Source organism: Achromobacter sp., assembly GCF_057314935.1.
The window spans coordinates 16437-37206 of record NZ_DBHKZA010000055.1 but is presented as its reverse complement, the minus strand read 5'-3'; the positions used below and the strand labels follow the sequence as shown (position 1 = coordinate 37206).

The following is a 20770-nucleotide window of genomic DNA, read 5'->3' as shown; positions in this document are numbered from 1 at the left end:
CCGCCGTCAGGCATTCCCCCCGGACTTCGTGCCGGGGGTGATCAGGTTCTTTTCCTGCCGCGACGAAATGCGCGCCTCGACCCGCCGCAGCACCGCCAGCACGAACAGCGCCATCAAAGTGCTGACCAGCGCCGTGGCCTCGCGGCCCATGCCCGCCGCCACGCCGATCGCGGCGGTCATCCAGATGCTGGCCGATGTGGTCAGCCCGCGGATTTCACGCTCGTCGCTCAGTTTGATGATCGCGCCCGCGCCCAGGAAACCGATGCCTGCGATCACGCCTTGCAACACCCGGCTGATGTCACCGACCTGCATGCCGCCCTGCAGCGGCACCAGCACGAAAATCGCCGCGCCCAGCGCCACCAGCATGTGCGTGCGCAGGCCCGCGGCCTTGCCGCTGCGTTCGCGTTCATAGCCCAGCAGGCCGCCCAATATCACGGCCATGCCCAGCCGCAGCACGATGCGCGTGGCTTCGCCCACATCAGGAATATCCGCGAATTCACTCCGCACGGTGGTCCAGATTTCCAGCCAGATTTCCGACATCGCCGCTTCCTTGTGGCACAGGTGGTTTCAGCATAGCAGGCGCGTGCCCCGATGCGCCATGGCGCCTTCAGGCTGGCATGCCGCCGGTAAGTGGTTTACAACCTAAGCGTGCGCCGCACAGGCAGGCGCGAATCGACAGGAGCGCTTCATGGATTTGCAGCTGGCAGGAAAACGCGTGCTCATCACGGGCGCGTCCAAGGGCATCGGCCTGGCGTGCGCCGTGGCTTTCGCACGCGAAGGCGCGGACCCGATCCTGGTGGCGCGCGACGACGCCGCGCTGCATCAGGCCACCGCCGCCATCCGTGAGCAGACCGGCCGCGCCGCGCAGGCTGTGGCCCTGGATCTGGCCCTGCCTGGCGCCGCGGAAAAGCTGGCCAAGGACACCGGCCCTATCGACGTGCTGGTGAACAACGCGGGCGCGGTGCCCGGCGGCGCGTTGGACCAGGTGCAGGACGAACGCTGGCGCGCCGGTTGGGATCTCAAGGTGCACGGCTACATCAATCTGGCCCGCCACTACTACCCCGCGATGCGCGAAGCGGGCGCCGGCGTCATCGCCAACATCATCGGCATGGCCGGAGCCGCGCCGCGTGCGGACTACATCTGCGGCGCCTCGGCCAATGCCTCGCTGATCGCGTTCACCCGCGCCCTGGGCGGGGACGCGCCGCGCCACGGGGTGCGCGTGTTTGGCGTGAACCCGTCGCGCACCCGCACCGACCGCGTCCTGACGCTGGCGCGCCAACGCGCGCAAGCCCGCTGGGGCGATGAAAGCCGGTGGCAGGAAACGCTGTCGGACCTGCCGTTCGGCCGTCTGATGGAACCCGAGGAAGTGGCCGACATGATCGTGTTCGGCGCGTCTCCGCGCGCCGGCTACCTGAGCGGCACCGTGATCGACCTGGATGGCGGCGAGCAATACGCCAACCACGCGCGCTAGGCGCGCGCGGGATGCCGGCGGCGCTTAGCGCGCGCCGGCCTGCCAGCCCGCCAGCAGCGCGGGCAGTTGCTTCATGTCGGTGAACACGTGGGCCACGCCCACGCCGCGCAAGGCCTCGGCCCCGCTGTGGCCGTTGGCGTCCGGGCTATAGCCGAACACCGTGGCGCCCGCCGCCACGCCGGCGGTAGCGCCCGTGACCGTGTCTTCCACGACCGCGCAACGCTTGGGATCCACGCCCAGCGCCTGGGCGGCGGCCAGATACACATCGGGAAACGGTTTGCTGCGCGGCATTTCATGGCCGCTGAACACGCGTCCGTCAAAGCACTCGGCAATGCCCACCTTCGCCAATTGCAGCTCCACCTTGCGGCGGTCGGCGCCCGAGGCCACGGCAATGCGTCCGTCCAGGGTCTGATGCAGCGCGCGCACGGCGTCCGGCGCGCCGGGGATCTCCAGCAGGTCGCGGTCCAACGCGGCATTGCGGCGCTGGCGGAACGCGTCGAACCACTCCGGGCCCAGCTTGACGCCGGTGCGCGCCTCGATCAGCGGCAGTTCGTCCCTGACGGCCTTCCCGGTAAAGATGCGCATCGTTTCGTCATGCGTGATGTCCCACCCCAATTCGTTCAGCATCTGGGTGAGCACGTGGCTGGTGATCGGTTCGGAATCAACCAGCACGCCGTCGCAATCGAACAGCACGGCGTCAAAAGGGAAATCAGTCATTGCGGGCGGCATAGAATGGGTTCATGAAGCCCACAAGCATACTTCAAGGCTCCTGGGCGCGGCCTCGCGCCCCGCAGCCGCGCAAGCAAGCAACGGAGTGGCGGACGCGCCGCGCGCCCCTATCCTGTGATGCCCAGAACGCCTAGCCCCGCCATGACGCCCGACCACGCCCCGCTTTCCCGCTACGACTGGGACCTTATCGCCCGCCAACTGGACGCCGAGGGCTGGGCGTTGCTGCCCGGCTTTTTCCAGGAGGACGCGGCGCGGTGGCTGGCGCGGGCCGACGCTGACGCCGCTGCATTCGATTCGCTGCGCGCGGACCTGTACCGGCAATTGCTGCCTGTCGCGCGATCCTGGGCCGCCGCCCTGCAACAGGACGAGACATACCCCGACGATTTCTCCGCCTGGATCCAACGCAACCGCGATGCGGGGCAGCCGCGGCGTCTGACAGCGCTGCATCGCCTGGCCGCGGACGCGTATCAGCCGCTGATTCAGCATGCCGACGGCACGCATGTGTTTCCCCTGCAACTCGTCGCCCTGCTGTCGCGCCCCGGCGCCGACTTCGCCGGCGGCGAATTCGTCATGACCGAACAGCGCCCGCGCATGCAGTCGCGTCCCATGGTGCTGCCCCTGGACCTGGGCGACGCGGCCGTGATCGCCGTATCGCATCGCCCGGTCCAAGGCGCGCGCGACATCTATCGGGTCACCTCCCGGCAGGCGGTCAGCCGGGTGCGCGCTGGCCAACGGATCGGCCTGGAGGTGCTGCTGCACGACATCCCGTAGCCACGGGCGTATCGCCTGCCCCCAGCGCGGCCAGCATCGCCTGCCCCGCCAGGTCGAACAAGCGCCTGGCCGCCGGCGTGAGGCCCAGCATGTGGATACAAGCGTGCACCATGCCCGGCAGGCGATGGTCCTGCGCCGCGATGCCGCCGTCGCGCAGCCGCTGCGCGTAGGCTTCGCCCTCGTCCCGCAGAGGGTCGTACTCGCTGACCAGCACAGTGGCGGGCGGCAGGCCTTTCACGGATTGCACCCGCAGCGGCGATGCGTAGGGCGATGCCCCATCCGCCTCGTTGACGAGGTACGTGAACCAGCAGTAGCGCATGATCTCTTCGGTCAGAAAGAAGTTGCGTCCATAGGTCTGGTACGACTGCGTCGAAAAGGCATGGTCCATCACGGGGTAGATCAGCAACTGATGCGCAATGGGTGGCCCGCCGCGATCTCGCGCCATGATCGCGGCGGCCGCAGCCAGGTTGCCGCCAGCGCTATCGCCGCAGACCGCAAGGCGCGAGGCGTCGATGCCCAGCCCCACGGCATTCGCGCTGACCCATTGCAGTCCGGCATAGACGTCCTCGGCCGGCACCGGAAACTTGTTCTCGGGCGCCAGCCGGTAGTCCACCGAAAACACCTTGCACTGCGTCGCGTTGGCCAGCGCGCGGCAAGGGTTGTCGTACAGATCGAGCGAACACTGGAACCAGCCGCCGCCATGCGCGAACACGATCGCGGGCAGCGCATCGTGCTGCGCCAGGCCGGCCGGCGTGTAAGCGCGGATCCGTAACGGATGCCCGTCCTGGCAGCGCGCCTCGTGGTCGGTCACGGCATCCACGGCCTCGGCCGTGCCCTGCAGCGCCCGCAGCCCCGTTTCGGTTGCGGCGCGGATATCTTCCAGCACCAGCGGCGCGGATGCGCTGGACAAACGCGTCAGGAAGGCGTTGATACGAGGATCGAGGGACACGTTCAATCCTCTTTCGACAGGAAGGCAAGCAGGTGTTCGGAGAACGCCTCATGGCATTCTTCGGTCACGAAATGCCCGCAGTCGGCAATGATGACGCCGGTCAGGTCGGTGGCGTTGTCGCGCATCGTGATCAGCGGAGCGTCCCGGGTCGCGTGTTCCGTGCCGATGGCCAGCGTGGGCATGCGCAGGCGGGCCTTTGACCGTTCCTGATTCTGGCGGATGGTCTCGGGTATGGCCCGGTAGTAGGCAAAGCCGCTGCGCAATGCGCCCGGGGCCGAATAGGCGTCGATGTACACCTCTGCCGCCACCCGGTCGCGCCGATGCGACCACTTGTCGAAGATGAAGCTCAGGTAGGCGCGCTCGCGTCCCGCAATCAGCGTTTCCGGCAGGTCTTGCAGCTGATTGAACAGGAAGTGCCACAGGAAGATGTTCTCTTCTGGCGGCACGAATATCGGCGGCGCGGGTGCCAGGCCCGGGATGACGGCTTCGGTCAGCGCCAGGCGGCGCACCGCAGCCGGAAAATCGCTGGCCATCGCGTAGGCGACCCACATGCCGATGTCGTGGCCGACAACCTGATAGGTGGCGTGCCCCAACTGGCCCATCAGACGATGCAGCACGCTGGCGACGGCGCCGGTGTCGTAGCCCTGGGCGGGGCGGCCGGAGTCGCCGGTGCCGGGCGGATCCACGGCAATGGCGGTGTAGCCCGCCGCCGCCAGCGACTTCATGATGTGGCGCCAGGTGAACCACGTCTGCGGCCAGCCGGGAATCAGCAAGACAGGGGGCCCATTGCCCGCGATGGCGCAATGGATGCGGTTGCCGTCGATAAGCGGGTACTGGTGCGACACGCCGTCGGCGGCGGTGAAGAAGGCTTCGGTTTGATGCGTCATGATGGAAGGCTCTGCGTTTACGCGATGCCCAGCAGGGCGTGGATCTGTTGCTTGTCGATGGCGGCGCCAGCGAAATCGTCGAACACCTTGGCGGTGACGGGGATGATGTGGCGATTGATGAATTCCACGCCTTCGCGCGCGCCCGCTTCCTGGTCTTTCAGGCAGCACTCCCATTCCAGCGTGGCCCAGCCCGCATAGTCGTAGTGCGCCAGCTTCGAGAAGATCGACTTGAAATCCACCTGGCCATCACCCAGCGAACGGAAGCGCCCGGCCCGGTTGATCCACGACTGGTAGCCGCCGTAGATCCCTTGGCGGCCCGTGGGATTGAACTCGGCGTCCTTCACATGGAACATGCGGATGTAGTCCTTGTAGATGTCCAGGTATTCCAGGTAGTTCAGCTGCTGCAGGACGAAATGGCTGGGGTCGAACAGCATGGCGCAGCGGGCGTGGCCGCCAACGCGTTCGTGGAACATCTCGAACGTGATGCCGTCATGCAGGTCTTCGCTGGGATGGATCTCGAAGCACAGGTTCACGCCTTGCTCGTCGCAGGCGTCCAGCACCGGCAGCCAGCGTTTCGCAAGTTCATCGAACGCCGTCTCGATCAGGCCCTCGGGACGCTGCGGGAACGGAAACAGGTAGGGCCACGCCAACGACCCCGAAAACGTGCCCATCTCGGTCAGGCCCAAGCGCTTCGAGGCGCGGGCCGAATTCAGCAGCCCCTGCTTTGCCCAGGCCGTCCTGGCCTGAGGATTGCCGCGCGCTTGCTCGGGCGCAAAGTTGTCGACCATCGCGTCGTAGGCGGGATGCACGGCAAGCGACTGGCCGAAGATGTGGGTGGTGAGTTCGCTGACGACCAGCCCGTGGGCCGCCAGCGTCCCGGTGACTTCGTCGCAATAGTCCTGGCTGGCCGCCGCCGTTTCCGCATCGAAGAAGCGCTGGTCCCAGGCCGGAATCTGCAAGGCCTTGAAGCCCACGCCCGCCGCCCATTCCGCGATGGCCGGCAAGCTGTTGAAGGGCGCCGCGGCGTCGCTGAATTGCGCCAGATGCAGACTGGGTCCTTTGATGGTCTTCATATCGAATCCTTAATTGTTTGTCGATCTACAAAGAATAGGCGAAAAACGAAATCGATGCAAATGCGATGGCGGGCGGTACACTGCATCCAGATCATTTCACCGAGACCGTGATGGCAGGCAGACCCAGAGAATTCGACCGCGACCTAGCGCTTCAGCAAGCCATGCTGGCGTTCTGGAAACAGGGGTATGAAGGCACCTCGATGGCGGATCTGGTAGCGGCGACAGGACTGGCGTCGGCGCGGCTGTACGCGGCCTTCGGGTCTAAGCAGGACCTGTTTCGCGAAGCCGTGGCGCGCTATGAAGCGGGCGACGGCGGGTTTGCCGAAAAGGCGCTCGAGGCCGCCGACGGCGTGCGTAGCGCCATCGAAACGCTGCTGACCGACGCGGTGCTGACCTACACCCGGCGTGGCCGGCCGCAGGGCTGCATGGTGGTCAGCGCCGCCACCAACTACGCCGCCGAGAACGAAGGCGTCATGGCATGGCTGACCACGCATCGCAAGGCCCGCACGCAAGGCATCATCGACCGGCTTGAATCCGCCGTGCACAGCGGCGAACTCAAGCCCGGCACGGACGTGCAGGCGTTGGGCGACTACTACGCTGTCGTGCTGCATGGCCTGTCGGTGCAGGCGCGCGACGGCGTGGGCAAAGCGCGCCTGCTGGCGATCATCCCGCCGGCGCTTGGCGCGCTGGATGCGGTGTTGCGCCAGGGCCTTTCCCGCCCCTAGCGCGCACCGCTCTCAGTTTTCGGCCGTGATGTGGCCATCGGCCACGACCTTGGCGAATACCGCCGTCTGCGCCTTGATGAAGGCGCGGAATTCTTCCTGGCTCATCGGCTGCACTTCGCCGCCCAGCTCGCGGATGCTGGCCACGAACTTATCGTCTTGCAAGGCGCGCCCGATGGCGGCCGCCAGCTTTTGCTGAACATCGGCCGGCGTGCCCGCCGCCACGAATACCCCAAACCAGTTCTCCAGCGCGTAGTCCTTTAACGGCGCGTATTCGGCCACGGCAGGAATGTCCGGCGCGAACGAGGCGCGCGTGGCCGACGTGACCGCCAGCGGCTTGACCTTGCCGCTCTTGATGAAGGGCAATGCGCCCGCCAGGCTGACGAAGGTCAGGTCCACGCTGCCCGCCGCCACGTCCACCAGTTGCGCGGACGCCCCTTTGTACGGCACATGCACCATCTTGATCCCCGCCAGCGACTGCAGCAGCTCGCCGTTCAGATGCTGCGGATTGCCCACCCCGCTGGTCGCGTAGGTCAGCTTGTCCGGGTGCGCCCGGCCGTAGGCCACCAACTGCTCCACATTGCTGACCGGCAGCTTGGGGTTGGCCACCAGCACGTTCGGCACGCGAGCGACCAGCGCGATCGGCGCGAGGTCCTTGTCCGGCTGGTATTGCATCTTGCCCTTGAAGACCAGCGGGTTGATGGCGGTTTCGCCCGCCGACCCGAGCAGCATCGTCGACCCATCCGGCGCCGACCGGACCACCGTCTGCGCGCCCAGCATGCCGCTGGCGCCGGGCTTGTTTTCCACCACCACGCCTTGCGGCATTTCGCTGCGCAGGCGTTCGGCCAAGAGGCGGCCCATGCCGTCCACCCCGCCGCCGGCGGCAAACGGCACGATCAGGCTGACCGGCCGGCCGACGTCGGCGGCCTGGGTGGAAGGGAATGGCGCCAGGGCCGCGGCCGTCAGCAGGGCGGCGGCAAGCAATCGGATTCGGGGCATGGTCTGTCTCCTGGTCGGCCTGTCCGGATGGCGGCCGGGTTTTTACTTAATTGCATTTTATAGATGCAATATGCAAAACTGGCAGCTATGGAAAACACCAATGCCTTGCTGCGCCACGCCCGCTTCACGCTGGACGGGGCCGCCTACACCTGCCTGGACCTGCCCGCCACGTTCGGCGCCGACTATTTCCGCCTGCCCGTCGTGCTGCGCCTGCTGCTGGAAAACGCGCTGCGCAACATGCAGGGCGACGAACGCGACGCCGCGGTCGGCGCGCTGTTCGGCTGGCTGGCGCACGGCACCAGCGAGGCCGAGATCGCCTTCCAGCCCGGCCGGGTGCTGATGCACGACACCACCAGCACGCCTGCGCTGGTGGATATCGCCGCGATGCGCGACGCCCTGGCCGAGGCCGGCGTGAACCCGGCCGTGCTGAATCCGGTGCTGCCGGTCGACGTGTCGGTGGACCATTCGCTAGCCGTCGAGGCCTATGCGCAGCCCGATGCCGCCACGCGCAACCTGGACCTGGAATTGCGGCGCAACGCCGAGCGCTACCGCTTCCTGCGCTGGGCATCCAAGGCCCTGTCGAACGTGCGCATCCACCCGCCCGGCACCGGCATCATGCACACGATCAACCTGGAGCAACTGGCCACCGTGGTCTGCCAAGGCGACGCCGGCGCCCTGCACCCCGACATGATGATCGGCACCGACAGCCACACGCCGATGGTCAACGGCATCGGCGTACTGGGCTGGGGCGTCGGCGGCCTGGAGGCGCAGACGGTGATGTTCGGCATGCCCACGCTGCTGCGCATACCGGACGTGATCGGCGTGCGCCTGACGGGTGCGTTGGCGGCGGGCGTCACCGCCACCGACCTGGCATTGACGGTGACGCAACGGCTGCGCGCCATCGACGTCTCGGGCGAGTTCGTGGAATTCTTCGGTCCAGGCGTCAGCACGCTGTCGGCCGGCAGCCGATGCGTGGTCGCGAACATGGCGCCCGAATACGGCGCCACGACCGGCTACTTTCCGATCGACGGCGAAACGCTTGCCTACCTGCGGCAGACGGGCCGCACGGAAGCCCACATCACACGTGTCGCCGCCTATGCCGAACGCGCCGGCATCGCACTGGATCCCGAGGCCTCGCCGCGCTACACCCGCGTGATCGAGATCGCGCTGGACCGCGTGCAGATGCACGTGGCCGGCCCCAGGCGGCCGCAAGACCTGCACCCCTACGGCCAGACCCGCGCCTTGTTGTCGGCGCTGGACTTCACGCCAGCGCCGGGCGCCGACAGCGGGCTGCCCCGCCACCCCATCGCCATCGCTGCCATCACCAGTTGCACCAACACGTCGGATCCCCGCCTGCTGATGGCGGCCGGGCTCCTGGCCCGCAAGGCGCGCCAGGCGGGCTTGCGCGTGCCGTCCTGGGTCAAGACGTCGCTTGGCCCCGGCTCGCCCGCCGCGGCCGATTACCTGGCCCGCGCCGGACTGCTGGACGATCTGGCCGCGGTCGGCTTCGACATCGTGGGCTACGGCTGCACCACGTGCATCGGCAACGCCGGCCCCCTGCCCGGCGCGGTGCAGGACGCCATGGCCGCCGGCGCGATCCACCCGGTAGCGGTGCTGTCGGGCAACCGCAATTTCACCGGCCGCATCCACCCCGACCTGGACCTGGGATTTCTGATGTCGCCCCCGCTCGTCATCGCCTTCGCGCTGGCCGGGGACGCCGAGCGCGATCTCAGCCAGGAACCGGTGCAGACCGCGGCCGATGGCCGCGCCGTGTACCTCGGCGACCTGTGGCCGGACGCGGCCGAGATCGACGCCGCGCTGGCCCAGGGCCTGCGGCCCGGCGATTTCCAGGCCGCCTTCAAGATCGCCAGCGCCAACCCGGCCTGGCAGGCCCTGCAATCACCGGACACGCCCCGCTTTCCGTGGGACCCGGCTTCCACCGCGCTGCGGCGTCCGCCGTTCGCCTCGATGCAGGCGGCCGGCCAGTTGGGCCGCTATGCCGCGCATCCGTTGCTGGTGCTGGGCGACGACGTGACCACCGACCACCTGTCGCCCGCCAGCGCCATTCCGCCAGACAGCCTGATTGCGGACTTCCTGGTGGCGCGCGGCGACGACCGCCGCGACCTGAACGTGTTCGCGTCGCGGCGAGGCAATTGGGAAGTGATGATGCGCGCGGCCTTCTACAGCAAGAGCTTGAAGAACCTGCTCTGTCCGGACGCGCCCGTGGGCCACACGCGGCATGCGGGCAGCGGCCGCGTGGAACCGATCTGGGAAGCCGCCGAACACTACCGCCAGGAACAGCAGCCCGTGGTGCTGCTGGCGGGCGCGCGCTTCGGCACGGGTTCGTCGCGCGACTGGGCAGCCAAGGGCCAGCGCCTGCTGGGCATCCGCGCCGTCCTGGCCGTCAGCTTCGAGCGGATCCACCGGTCCAATCTGATCGGTATGGGCATACTGCCGTTGCGCCTGCCCGAAGGCGTCACGCCCGCCACGCTGCGCGTGCAGTCCGGCGACCGCATCGAGATCGACGCGCCGGCCGACACCCTCGCGCCGCGCATCGCCGTGCCGGTACGCATCCTGCGGGCGGACGGCCGCGTCGATGCGCTGGCCGCCACCGCCGCCGTCGAGACCCAGCTGGAGGTGCGTTTGTTGCGGATGGGCGGCGTCATTCCCGCTATCCTATCGGATACCCTCCAGCCCTCCTCGCCCCCATGAGCGCGCAAACCAATACCGTCACGAAGATCCTGGACCTGATCCGGCAGGACCGCCTGCCCGGCGGCTCGCACCTGACCGCGCAGAAGCTTGCCGACCGGCTGCGGCTGTCGCGCTCTCCGGTCAACGACGCCCTGGGCGTGCTGGAGCAGCACGGCATCGTGGCGCGCCGGCCAAACCGCGGCTATTTCCTGCAGCAGGACTTCGACGCCCTGCCGGACGCGCACGCCGCCCTGGCTCCGCCGTCCACGGACGACATCGTGACGCAGAGCTATTTCAAGCTGGCCGACGAACTGCTGCGCGGCGAGCTGCCCATGCAATGCAGCGAGGCCCAGCTGCGCGTGCGTTATGCGCTGACCAACGCGCAGACGCAGGCGTTGCTGGCCCGCGTGTCGCAAGAAGGCTGGGCGCAGCGGCGGCCCGGCTACGGCTGGGAATTCTCGTCCATGATGACCACGCCCGACAGCCTGCTGCAGTCGTACCGGCTGCGCCTGGCGCTGGAACCCGCGGCGTTGCTTGAGCCGTCGTTCCGCATTGAAAAAGCCGTGATCGAACGCTGCCGCGCCGCGGAAAAGCATCTGCTGGACGGCGGTATCGCGACCGACACCGCCGACCAGCTGCATGAACGCGGCGTGCGGTTTCACGAGTCGCTGGTGGAAGCGTCCGGCAACCCGTTTTTCATCGACACGATCAAGCGCGTCAACCGGGTCCGCCGTCTGTTGTCGTACCGGTCCATGCAGGACCGCAGCCGCTACCAGCAACATTGCGACCAGCATCTGGCCATCCTGGACCTATTGGAGCGCGAACGCAACGAAGACGCCGCTGCCGCCCTGTCCAGCCATCTGCGCAGCACGCTGGACAACCTGGCCCGCATCAGCGGCATCCTGATTTCCTAGGCCCGGCGCCTGGCGCGCATGGCCGCTTTCTTTTCAAGCCGAGGATCGTTCCATGCACGTCTATATCGGTTCCCGCACCACGCGGGAACGCCATGCCCGTGGCGAAGGCATCAGCGTTTTCGACTACGCCCAGGAAACCGGCACGCTGGCCTTGACGCAAGTCGTCGGCGGCCTGGTCAACCCCTCTTATCTGTTGCCGCATCCGACGCTGCCCGTGCTGTATACGGTGCATGGCGACAGCCATGAAGTCAGCGCCCTGCATCGCGATCCCCGCAGCGGCGCATTGACGCCGTGGCGGCAACAGGGTTGCGAAGGCCGCAACCCCGTGCACCTGGCGCTGGGGCCGTCCGGCCGCTACCTGATGGTGTCGAACCATCTGACGGGCACGCTGGCCGTGCTGCCCGTGGACGGCGACGGCGCGTTGGCGCCGGTGGCCCAGACGGTGCCCCTGTCCGGCGAGCCCGGTCCGCACCGCAAAGAGCAGCCCTTCGCCAAACCGCACTACAACCTGGTGGATCCGTCCGGCCGCTATGTGGTGGTGCCGGACAAGGGCCTGGACCGCGTGTTCCTCTACGCCCTGGAAGAGGGAGGGATCAGCGCCGAACCCGCAAACGTCGCCGACACGCGCGAAGGCGCGGGCCCCCGGCACGCGGCCTTCCACCCCGCAGGCCGCTGGCTCTACGTCGTCAATGAACTGGACAACACGGTGGCCGCCTACACGCTGGCCGCCGGCACGTTGCAGCCCTTCCAGGTGCTACCCACGCTGCCCGACACCTATACGGGCAACAGCCGCGCCGCCGGCATTTCGCTGGATGCGCACGGCTGCCACCTGTACGTGTCGAACCGGGGCGACGACAGCATCGCCGTGTTCCGCGTCGACCCGGTCAATGGCCGCCTCGCGCCCGTGCAACACGCCCCATCCGGCGGCAAGACGCCGCGCTTCTTCACCTTGTCTCCCGACGGCCGCTTCCTGTTCGCGCTGAACGAAGACAGCGATACGCTGGTGCGCTTTCGCGTGAATCCGCAGGATGGCGCCCTGGCGCGCGATGGCTACGAACTGCGCGTGGGCAGCCCCGTGTGCATGGTGTTCGCCCGCCGCCGCACCTGATTGCCGGGCGGCGGACGGCCATCAGAAGTCCATCGACGCCGACAGCATCAGCGTGCGCGGCACGCCCTGCGATACCGTGCCGTACGACGCCACCCCCGACCAGTACGCCCGGTTCGTCACGTTGACGACGTTGGCGCGGAAGGTCACGTCCTTGCCCTGGATCTTCGTGGCATAGCGCGCGCCAACGTCAAACGTCGTCCAGGACGGCACCGACTGCGTGTTGGCCTGGTTCACGTATTCGCGGCCCGTGTACATCATGCCGCCCGTCAGCGTCAGGCCCGCCACCCACGGGGTGTCCCATTCCGCGCTGAGGTTGGCCGAGAACTTCGGCACGCCCACCGGCTGGTTGCCCACCGTGGCGGCATTGTTGGTGCGCGTCAGCTCGGCGTCCAGGTAGGTGACGCCGCCCAGCAGGCGCAGTCCGCGCACGGGTTCGCCGGACAGGTTCAGTTCCAGGCCCCGGTTGCGCTGTTCGCTGTCGGCGCCATACACGCCGTTGGTGAGCTGGCCGCTGGGCTTGGTGATCTCGAACGCGCTGAACGTCAGCATCGCGTCGTCCAGATCCACCTTCACGCCCACTTCCTTCTGCTTGGCCTTGTAGGGCTTGAACACCTGGCCCGCGTTGGACGCGGTGGCCGGCGCCACGTCGCCCTTGCTCAAGCCTTCGATGTAGTTCGCGTACAGCGACACGTTGTGCCAGGGCTTGATGACCAGGCCGGCAAGCGGCGTGGTGGCGCTTTCGTCATAGCTCACGGTGCGCACGCCGGTCGCGGCGTTGAAGTTGCGCGACTCGATGCGCTGCTGGCGCACGCCCAGCGTCAGTTGCGCGCGCTCGTCCAGGATGCTCATCGTGTCGGCCAGCGCCAGGCCGGACAGATCCGACGACGACACCTTGGGCACGTTGCCCGGCGCCGGGATGTTCTGCTCGGGGCGCGTGATCGGGTGGTAGATGTTGGACGTCAACGGCGTGCCGGACACGCTGGCCTGCAGGTTGCGGTCGCTGTAGAGCGAGCCCATGAAGCTGACCGCATGGCGCACCGGGCCGGTATCGAGCTTGGCGCGCAGCCCCGCGTTGTACGTGCTGCGCTCCACCTTGAAACGGAAGTTGTTGGGCGTGACCAGGGTGTCGCCGGCGCTATTGACGATGGTGGGCGTCTGGTCCGACAGGCGCGACACATCGGTGTCCGATCCGCCCGCGTCGGCGAACACGGTCAGGCGGTCGCTGACGTCATACTCCACCCGCAGCAATGCAGACTGGCCATCTGACTTCCACCACCCCCAGGGCTGCGTCGCATTGCGGCGGCCATCGGCGGCGCGCGGCACGTCGATGCCGGCGGCAATCAGGAACGGACGGGTCGGTGCGTCGACTTTTTCGTTTTGCGTCAGCAGGTCCAGCGACGCGCGCAGGCGTTCGCCCTGATAGTCCAGCGACAAGGCGCCGATGTCGGTGCGTGAATACAGGTTGTCCAGCGGCGTGTCGCCCTGGCGATGCATGCCGTTGACGCGCACGCCCCATTCGCCGTCGTTGCCGAAGCGGCGGCTCAGGTCCACCCGGGCGCCGAATTGCGAGTCTCCCACGTAGTCGGCGGACACGCGCGTCAAGTCCTGCGGTAACGAGCGCTTGGGCACCATGTTGATCACCCCGCCCACCCCGCTGTTGGGCGACATGCCGTACAGCAGCGCAGCGGGCCCCTTCAGCACTTCAACGCGCTCGATGTAGTCGGTGAAGACGTGATAGTTGGGCGCCACGCCGTAGACGCCGTCGAACGCGATCTCGCCCAGGTTGCCTTCGCCGATGGGGAATCCGCGGATGTAGAAGGAGTCCGTCACGCCGCCGATCTGACCCGTGAAGCGTACCGAGGGTTCGGCATTCAGCGCGTCCGCCAAGGTCACGGCCTGGCGGTTGGCCAGCAGCTCCGAGGTGTAGCTCGTCACGTTGAACGGCGTGTCCATCACGTCGCGATTGCCCAGCAGCCCCAGGCGGCCGCCGCGCGCCACCTGCCCGCCGGCGAATTCGGCCGGCAGGGCAGACGCGCTGACGCCCGACCCGGCGACCGTGATGCTGGGCAGCAGCGTCGCGGCCTCGCCTTCGCCTTGCGGCAGCTTGCGCAAGGAATAGGCGCCCGCCCCCTGTTCGGCCAGGGCATAACCCGATCCGCTCAACAAGCGCGCAAAGCCCTCGCGCACCGTGTAGGCGCCCGCCAGGCCTTCGCTGTGCTGGCCCGCCACCAGCGCTGGATCGAACGACAGCGGGACCCCCGCCGCGGCTGCGAATTGGGCCAGCACGTCGCCCAGCGGGCCGCCGGCGATCGCGTAGGACTTGCGCGCGGCCGCCGAACCGGCGCTGGTCGCGTCTGCGGCGGCGGCAGGCGTGGGCGCACCCGCCACGGCCAGCAGCATCAATCCCATGCCGGCGGCCTGCAGCATCGCCGCCAGCGGCGACGGGACGGCCTGGCTGCGGGGCAGGCGTGACGAACGGGAGATTCGGGAAACCATGAAACGATCCTTCGTAGGGGGCTGGGTGACGCTCGCATGTCGCGACGATTCACCCGGTACACCGGACGAAGCGGGAAAAAGTGTCAACGGATCCGCGATTAATTTGTAACGGCGGCGCGCGGCGCGACCGTGACCCAGAACGGCGTCACCCGGCTGATCCGCACGGGCAAGGTCTTTTCCAGCAGGCGCAGGCTGCCGTCGGTATCGGCCAGCGGGAACGCGCCCGAGACCCGCAATCCCGCCACGGCGGGATCGCAGCGCAGGACGCCCCGGCGATAGCGCGCCAGTTCGTCCACCAGATCGGCCAGCCGCCAGTTGCGCACGGCCAGCATGCCCTGCTCCCAGGACGCGGCCGCCGTCTCGGCCGCGGCCAGGGGTTCGACCTCGTGGGCGTTGAACACCGCCTGCTGGCCCGCCGGCACCACCACGGCCGCCGCGCCGGCGTCTTGCGGCTGGATTTCCACCGACCCGTCGAACACCGCCACGCGGATGCTGGCGCTTTCATCGCGCACCATGAAACGCGTGCCCAACGCACGGATCGTGCCCTGCGAGGTCCGCACGATGAAGGGACGATGAACCGGCGAGGGATCGCGGCCGGTCGTCAGCAGGATTTCGCCCGCACGCAGCCACAGCACGCGTTGTGCGGGGGTGTACAGGATATCGACGGCGCTGGCCGTGTTCAGCACCAGGCGGGTGCCGTCGGCCAGTTCCAGATGGCGCTGCTCGCCCCTTGCGGTGCGCACGTCCGCCGCCCATTCCCGCCACGGCAGCGTGCGCCATCCCGCCCAGGCTGCCGGCCCCAGCACCAGCAAGGCGCCCAACGCACGGATGGCCTGCCGGCGGCCCGGACGGTCCAGGCGGCGCAGGGTGTCACGCCCGATGGCGGGCGGCACCTGTCCAAAACCCCGCAGCATGTCCTCCGCCCGCTGCCAGGCCGCGCCATGCGCGGCGCTGCGGTTCAGCCAACGGTCGAACGCGGCGCGGTCGGCGGCAGACAGCGTTTCGGATTGGAAGCGCACCAGCCAGCCGGCCGCTTCTTCCAGGATCGCCGGGTCGATCACCGCGCTCATGCCTCGTGGGCCTGATAAGCGATCAGGCAGGCCGTCAGCGCCTTTTGCATGTGCCGCTTGACGGTCGCCAGCGACACGCGCAGCGCCTGCGCGATGTCGGCATACGCCATGCCGTCGAACTGCGACATCAGGAAGACCTCGCGCGTTTTGGCCGGCAAGGTCCGCAAGGTGGCGTCGATGGCGTGCAGCGTTTCCAGGATCAGCGCACGCGTTTCCGGCGACGGCACTTCCGGCGCAGGCAACTGCGCCACCACGGCCACGTAGGCGTCTTCGACCGCGCGCCGACGCCAATGGTCCACCACCAGGCCTTTGGCGATGTGGGTCAGCAGCGCGCGCGGTTCGGCGCCCACGCCATCCTTGCGGCGGCCGCTCATCAGACGCACGAAGGTGTCATGGGCCAAGTCCGCGGCGTCGAACGAGTTGCCCAGCTTCTTGCGCAACCATATCGATAGCCAGCCGTGATGGTCACGATAAAGCTTCGTGACGGTGTCGGCGGGCAGCAAATCGGATGGAGGCAAGGCACACCTCTGGGCAGTGCGTAAATGGGAACGATTTTTATTTTATCTTATCCCCGGCATGGTTCCACCCTCCCGCGGCGGGCCCCCTGTCGGATAAAATCAGCCACCCTCGACCATCGTCGCACCCACCATGCAGAATGACTCCTCCATGCCCTCATTCCTTGCCGGCTGCGGCGAGATGGGCTTGCGGGTTTCCACCTTCGACTGGGCCGCGACGCCGCTCGGGCCCATCACGGCCTGGTCCAGCGCCTTGCGCGTCGCCGCCGGCATGGTGCTGTCGTCCCGGTTCCCGTGCTGCCTGGTCTGGGGCAAGGAACTGATCACGCTGTACAACGACGCCTTCACGCCGATCCTGGGCACCAAGCCGGATGCGCTGGGCCGTCCGTTCAGTGACATCTGGAGCGAGGCCTGGCCGATGATCGGTCCCATCGCCGACCGCGCGTTCGCCGGCGAAGCCACCTTCATCGAAGACTATCCGCTACAGATCCTGCGGTCGGGCCAAGCCGAGGACGCCACCTTCACCTTCTGCTACAGCCCGGTGCGCGACGAGCGCGGCGTGGTAGTCGGCATGATGGACACCGTCATCGAGACCACTTCGCGGGTCAATGCGGAGCGGGCCCAGGCCGAAGCGCTGCTGCTGGCGGAAGACACCTTGCGCCAAAGCCAGAAAATGGAAGCCGTCGGCCAACTGGCCGGCGGGCTGGCCCATGACTTCAACAACCTGCTGATGGGGATTTCCGGCAGCCTGGAATTGCTGGGCATGCGGCTGGCCCAACAACGGCACAACGACCTGGAACGCCACATCGAGGTCGCCCAAAGCGGCGCCCGGAAGGCGGCCGCACTGACCCATCGCCTGCTGGCCTTTTCCCGCCGCCAGCCGCAAGACGCCAAAGCCGCCGACATCAATCGGCTGGTCGCCGGCATGGAAGACCTGGTCCGACGCACCATCGGACCGGGCATCACGCTGGATCTTGCCTGCGAACCTGGCGCGTGGCCCGCCTGGGTCGATATCCACCAATTGGAGAACGCGCTCCTCAACCTGTGCCTGAACGCGCGGGATGCGATGCCGGGGCAAGGCACGCTGGGCATCTCGACGCGCAACGTCACGCTGGATGCCGGACAGGCGGGCAGGCGCGCGCTGGCGCCGGGAGACTACCTGCGGCTGCGTGTCACGGACACGGGCTGCGGCATGGCGCCCGAGACGGTGCAGCGCATCTTCGAACCCTTCTTCACGACCAAGGCGGCGGGCCATGGAACGGGGCTGGGCCTGTCGATGCTCTACAGCTTCGTGCGCCAGTCCCGCGGCCAGGTCCAGGTCAGTTCGCGCCTGGGGCAAGGCACGGCGATGACGCTGTACTTTCCCCGCTTCCAGGGCGCCATGGACTCGGCGGAACAGGCCGCCTTCGAGGCGCCCCCGGCCGCGGTGCGCGGCGTAACCATCCTGATTGCGGAAGACGACGCCGCGGTCCTCGCCGTTGCCGCCGAGTCCCTGAAAGACCTGGGCTACGTGGTGGCCGAGGCCGCCGACGGCGCCGCAGCCTTGCGCCGCCTGGCCTCATCTGAACCCCTGGACCTGCTGATCTGCGACCTGGGCTTGCCTGGCGGCATCAACGGGCATCAAGTCGCCGAGGCCGCGCGCCGCTTGCGTCCAGGGTTGAAAGTGCTGCTCATGACGGGTTCGGGCATGGACGCCGTCGACGCGTCCGTCGTCGAGCCTGCCCAGCCCGTCCTGCCCAAACCCTTTGCGCTGGAAGACCTGGCGCGCCAAGTCCATGCGCTGATGCGCGGATAAGCCGCGCAGGCCATTACAGCTTGGGCGCGTAGCGCACCGTCAGCATCACATTGCGCGGCTCGCCGTAGTAGTTGTTGCTGGACAGCGTGTTATAGGACGGCACGTAGTACTTCTTGTCGAACACGTTATTCAGGTTCAGGCCGAAGCTCAATTCCGGCGTGGCCTGGTAACCCACACGCGCGTTCCAGACCGTGAACCCGGCCAGCTTGAACTCGCGGTCCGAGCTGATCGTGTCGGTCTGCGTGTTCACGCCGGCGCCCACGCTGACGCGGTTCATCATGCCCGGCAGCTTGTAGTTGGCCCACAGGCGCAGCATGTGCTTGGGCGTCCACGTGTTGAAGACCGCGCCCTGGTTGTCGGGATCGGACAGGTACTTGGTGGTGTTGTAGGTGTAGCCCGCGTACAGTTCCAGGCCCTTGACCACTTCGCCCGAGATCTCGGCTTCGACGCCCTGGCTGCGCACCTTGCCCGAGGCTCGCGAGCAATACCAGCCGTCGCACGCGAAACCGGCGTCGTAATCGTTGACCGCACGGTTCTTGTGGTCGTAGCGGAACACCGCCAGCGACGTATTGACGCGGCCGTCCATCAATTCGCCCTTGACGCCGACTTCGTAGTTGTTGCCCTCGATCGGCTTGAGCAGGCTGCCGTCCAGGCTGCGCTCGGTCTGCGGTTCGAACACCGTCGTGTAGCTGGTGTAGGCGGACCAGTTGTCGGTCAGCGAATACACCACGCCGACGTAGGGAATGAACTTGCCGGAAGTGGTCGACGTGGTGGTGGCGCCGCGGGCGGAATAGCCGTAGTCGTACCAACCCACGCGGCCGCCGCCGATCAGCGCCAGCGACTCGGTCGGTTTGACGCGCCACGTGCCGTAGAGGCCCTTCTGCCGGATGTCGTAGCTGCTGCGCGAGTCATAGCCGCTTGCCGCGGCGATGCTGTCGATGTCCTGCCACGGGCGATGGTGGTCGATATCGAATATGTTGCCGCCGGATTCCCACGCGCGCGTGAAGCGGTCGGCGGTGGTCAGCTTGGAATAGGCCGCGCCCACCACTACCTCCTGCTCCATGCCCAGCGCGGTGAAGTTGCCGCTGACCGACATGTCCAGCCCGCGCTGCTTGCTCTTGAAGTCCACGCCGAAGTTGCCGTAATCCATCCCGCTTCCGTCCGGCAGGATCGGACCGACGACGCGCTGGTGCACCGTCGTGTTCTTCTCGTTCATGGCCACGCCGGCCAGCCGGAACCGCCATGCGTCGTTGAAGCGGTGGGTCACGTCGGCATTGAAAATGGTCTGATCGTTCTTCGCGCGGTTCCAGGTCGAGCCGGTGAAGGTCGAGCGCGGCAGATCGATGTCGCCGCCGTCCTCGTAGCGCGGGTAGCCCACGAACATCGGCCGCGAACGGCTGTAGCGGTTGCTGATGCCGATGCCCACCGTGGTGTTCTCGGTCACGTCGTAGTCCAGCGCGGCATACAGGTTGCGCGTCTTGTCCCACGCATAGTCGATGAAGGAATGGCTCTGGTCTTCGTCCACCACCACACGGCCGCGCAAGGTGCCCGCTGCGTTCAGCGGGCCGCCCGCGTCCAGCTGCAGGCCGTAGTGGTCCCACGAACCGGCCTTGCCGGTGATGACCACCGACGGCTCCGCCCCGCCGCGCTTGCGCACCAGGTTGATCGCGCCGCCCGGGCTGCCCGCCCCTTGCAGCAGACCCGCCGCCCCCCGCAGGATCTCCACGCGGTCGTAGAACACCAGGGAATCCTGCTCCCAATTGCCCAGGCTGTAGCTGTTGCGCAGCAGCGCCACGCCGTCGTATTGCAGCAGGTCCACCGGGAAGCCCCGGGCGTTGATCGCCACGCCCGGTCCCACGCCCTGCACGCCCACCATGCCGGCCGTATTGTTGATGGCGTCCGGCAAGCTCGTCATGTCCTGGTCATCCATGCGCTGACGGGTCAGCACGGTGATGGATTGCGGGATGTCCTTCAAGGCCTGGGTCGTCTTGCCGATGGTAACGGCGGGCGACGTGTACGAAGCCGTTCCATCCGTGGTGGCGTTGTAGCTGCCCGTCACGGTCACGGGCGCAAGCGTCGCGGCCTGTCCCGGTGCGGCGGCTTGCCGCAAGCGGAAGCCGCCCTCGGGCCGCGCAACCGCCTGCAATCCCGTACCCGCCAGCAAACGCTCAAGCGCGGCGCCCACGGGATACGTGCCCGTCACGCCATCGGTCCGGGCGCTGGCCGTCAACGCGGGATCAGACGCCACCATGACGCCCGCCTGCACGCCGAATGCCCCCAGCGCCGCGCTAAGCGGGCCTGCCGGGATACTGAAGGCGACGCCCTGCTGACCGGTGGCCGCCTGGGCATGCACGGCGGACGGCCACGGCGCCGCCAGCACGGCGGCAGGCAGCGCAAGGCGCAGCGCGGCGCTCAGGCGGGTACGGGGCAAGGTAAGGCGGGCAAGGACCGCGGCGCGAGCAGGACGAGAAGACATGAAGGGATTCCCTGGCACATGAAGGATCGGCGCAGCCTCGGAGGGGATCGTCCGGGCTGCTTTCCTTACATGAAGCGCGAGGTCGGGATTTCCGCCGTTCCAGT

At 67.7% G+C, this 20770-nt stretch carries 17 protein-coding genes; 7 read left to right on the top strand and 10 right to left on the bottom strand.

Going from position 1 to position 20770, the window contains the following annotated elements; translation table 11 throughout:
• Nucleotides 1-6: 6 nt before the first annotated feature.
• Entirely contained in the window at nt 7-540 is a 534-nt protein-coding gene (locus tag ACO6D5_RS19810; protein WP_315844728.1) for an MgtC/SapB family protein, read from the bottom strand.
• A gap of 148 nt (nt 541-688) precedes the next feature.
• On the opposite strand from ACO6D5_RS19810, the gene ACO6D5_RS19805 reads away from it, so the two are divergent.
• Nucleotides 689-1471, top strand: a complete 783-nt coding sequence (locus tag ACO6D5_RS19805; RefSeq protein WP_315844729.1) for an SDR family oxidoreductase — start codon at nt 689-691, stop codon at nt 1469-1471.
• Nucleotides 1472-1495: 24 nt separating this feature from the next.
• Here the strand turns inward: ACO6D5_RS19805 and ACO6D5_RS19800 are convergent, their stop codons facing one another.
• Nucleotides 1496-2188 carry an HAD-IA family hydrolase gene (locus ACO6D5_RS19800; RefSeq protein ID WP_315844730.1) on the bottom strand — a complete coding sequence of 231 codons (693 nt, stop codon included), beginning with the start codon at nt 2186-2188 and terminating at the stop codon, nt 1496-1498.
• A gap of 153 nt (nt 2189-2341) precedes the next feature.
• Between ACO6D5_RS19800 and ACO6D5_RS19795 the strand changes: the two genes are divergently transcribed.
• Complete coding sequence (locus ACO6D5_RS19795) at nt 2342-2971, top strand: 2OG-Fe(II) oxygenase (RefSeq protein ID WP_485826303.1); 630 nt, start codon at nt 2342-2344, stop codon at nt 2969-2971.
• Here ACO6D5_RS19795 and ACO6D5_RS19790 read toward each other — a convergent pair.
• The 3 genes from ACO6D5_RS19790 to ACO6D5_RS19780 are packed head-to-tail and all read right to left on the bottom strand — an operon-like array spanning nt 2910 to nt 5880.
• Nucleotides 2910-3920 (bottom strand): alpha/beta hydrolase, encoded by a 1011-nt coding sequence (locus tag ACO6D5_RS19790; protein ID WP_485826302.1) that lies wholly within the window; start codon nt 3918-3920, stop codon nt 2910-2912. The genes ACO6D5_RS19795 and ACO6D5_RS19790 overlap by 62 nt on opposite strands.
• A 2-nt stretch (nt 3921-3922) precedes the next feature.
• The gene (locus ACO6D5_RS19785; protein WP_485826301.1) at nt 3923-4807 is read right to left on the bottom strand and encodes an alpha/beta fold hydrolase; all 885 of its coding nucleotides are present in this window, start codon (nt 4805-4807) and stop codon (nt 3923-3925) included.
• A 17-nt stretch (nt 4808-4824) separates the two neighbouring features.
• Complete coding sequence (locus ACO6D5_RS19780) at nt 4825-5880, bottom strand: sugar phosphate isomerase/epimerase family protein (protein WP_485826300.1); 1056 nt, start codon at nt 5878-5880, stop codon at nt 4825-4827.
• 110 nt (nt 5881-5990) lie between these two features.
• On the opposite strand from ACO6D5_RS19780, the gene ACO6D5_RS19775 reads away from it, so the two are divergent.
• Complete coding sequence (locus ACO6D5_RS19775; RefSeq protein WP_485826299.1) at nt 5991-6605, top strand: TetR/AcrR family transcriptional regulator; 615 nt, start codon at nt 5991-5993, stop codon at nt 6603-6605.
• 12 nt (nt 6606-6617) lie between these two features.
• Here ACO6D5_RS19775 and ACO6D5_RS19770 read toward each other — a convergent pair whose 3' ends face one another.
• A complete protein-coding gene (locus ACO6D5_RS19770; RefSeq protein ID WP_485826298.1) occupies nt 6618-7601 on the bottom strand; it encodes a Bug family tripartite tricarboxylate transporter substrate binding protein in 984 nt (327 codons plus the stop codon).
• Nucleotides 7602-7688: 87 nt separating this feature from the next.
• Here ACO6D5_RS19770 and acnA point away from each other — a divergent pair, with 87 nt between their 5' ends.
• Genes acnA through ACO6D5_RS19755 form a run of 3 tightly spaced genes read left to right on the top strand, consistent with a single transcriptional unit; the run spans nt 7689 to nt 12314 of the window.
• Nucleotides 7689-10313, top strand: coding sequence for an aconitate hydratase AcnA (acnA, locus tag ACO6D5_RS19765; RefSeq protein WP_485826297.1), 2625 nt, complete (start codon nt 7689-7691; stop codon nt 10311-10313).
• A complete protein-coding gene (locus ACO6D5_RS19760; RefSeq protein ID WP_485826296.1) occupies nt 10310-11206 on the top strand; it encodes a GntR family transcriptional regulator in 897 nt (298 codons plus the stop codon). Before acnA ends, ACO6D5_RS19760 begins: the two co-directional genes overlap by 4 nt.
• 52 nt (nt 11207-11258) lie before the next feature.
• Entirely contained in the window at nt 11259-12314 is a 1056-nt protein-coding gene (locus tag ACO6D5_RS19755) for a lactonase family protein (protein ID WP_485826295.1), read from the top strand.
• Between the two features lie 21 nt (nt 12315-12335).
• On the opposite strand, the gene ACO6D5_RS19750 is transcribed toward ACO6D5_RS19755, so the two are convergent.
• The 3 genes from ACO6D5_RS19750 to ACO6D5_RS19740 all read right to left on the bottom strand — a co-directional run bounded on the left by ACO6D5_RS19750 (nt 12336) and on the right by ACO6D5_RS19740 (nt 16398).
• Nucleotides 12336-14810 (bottom strand): TonB-dependent siderophore receptor, encoded by a 2475-nt coding sequence (locus ACO6D5_RS19750; RefSeq protein WP_485826294.1) that lies wholly within the window; start codon nt 14808-14810, stop codon nt 12336-12338.
• A 98-nt stretch (nt 14811-14908) separates the two neighbouring features.
• Entirely contained in the window at nt 14909-15880 is a 972-nt protein-coding gene (locus ACO6D5_RS19745; protein WP_485826293.1) for a FecR domain-containing protein, read from the bottom strand.
• Nucleotides 15877-16398, bottom strand: a complete 522-nt coding sequence (locus ACO6D5_RS19740; RefSeq protein ID WP_485826292.1) for a sigma-70 family RNA polymerase sigma factor — start codon at nt 16396-16398, stop codon at nt 15877-15879. The genes ACO6D5_RS19745 and ACO6D5_RS19740 overlap by 4 nt, the downstream gene beginning before the upstream one ends.
• Before the next feature lie 148 nt (nt 16399-16546).
• Between ACO6D5_RS19740 and ACO6D5_RS19735 the strand changes: the two genes are divergently transcribed.
• Entirely contained in the window at nt 16547-18190 is a 1644-nt protein-coding gene (locus tag ACO6D5_RS19735; RefSeq protein ID WP_485826291.1) for an ATP-binding protein, read from the top strand.
• A 13-nt stretch (nt 18191-18203) separates the two neighbouring features.
• On the opposite strand, the gene ACO6D5_RS19730 is transcribed toward ACO6D5_RS19735, so the two are convergent.
• Nucleotides 18204-20666 carry a TonB-dependent siderophore receptor gene (locus ACO6D5_RS19730; RefSeq protein WP_485826290.1) on the bottom strand — a complete coding sequence of 821 codons (2463 nt, stop codon included), beginning with the start codon at nt 20664-20666 and terminating at the stop codon, nt 18204-18206.
• Between the last annotated feature and the right edge of the window lie 104 nt (nt 20667-20770).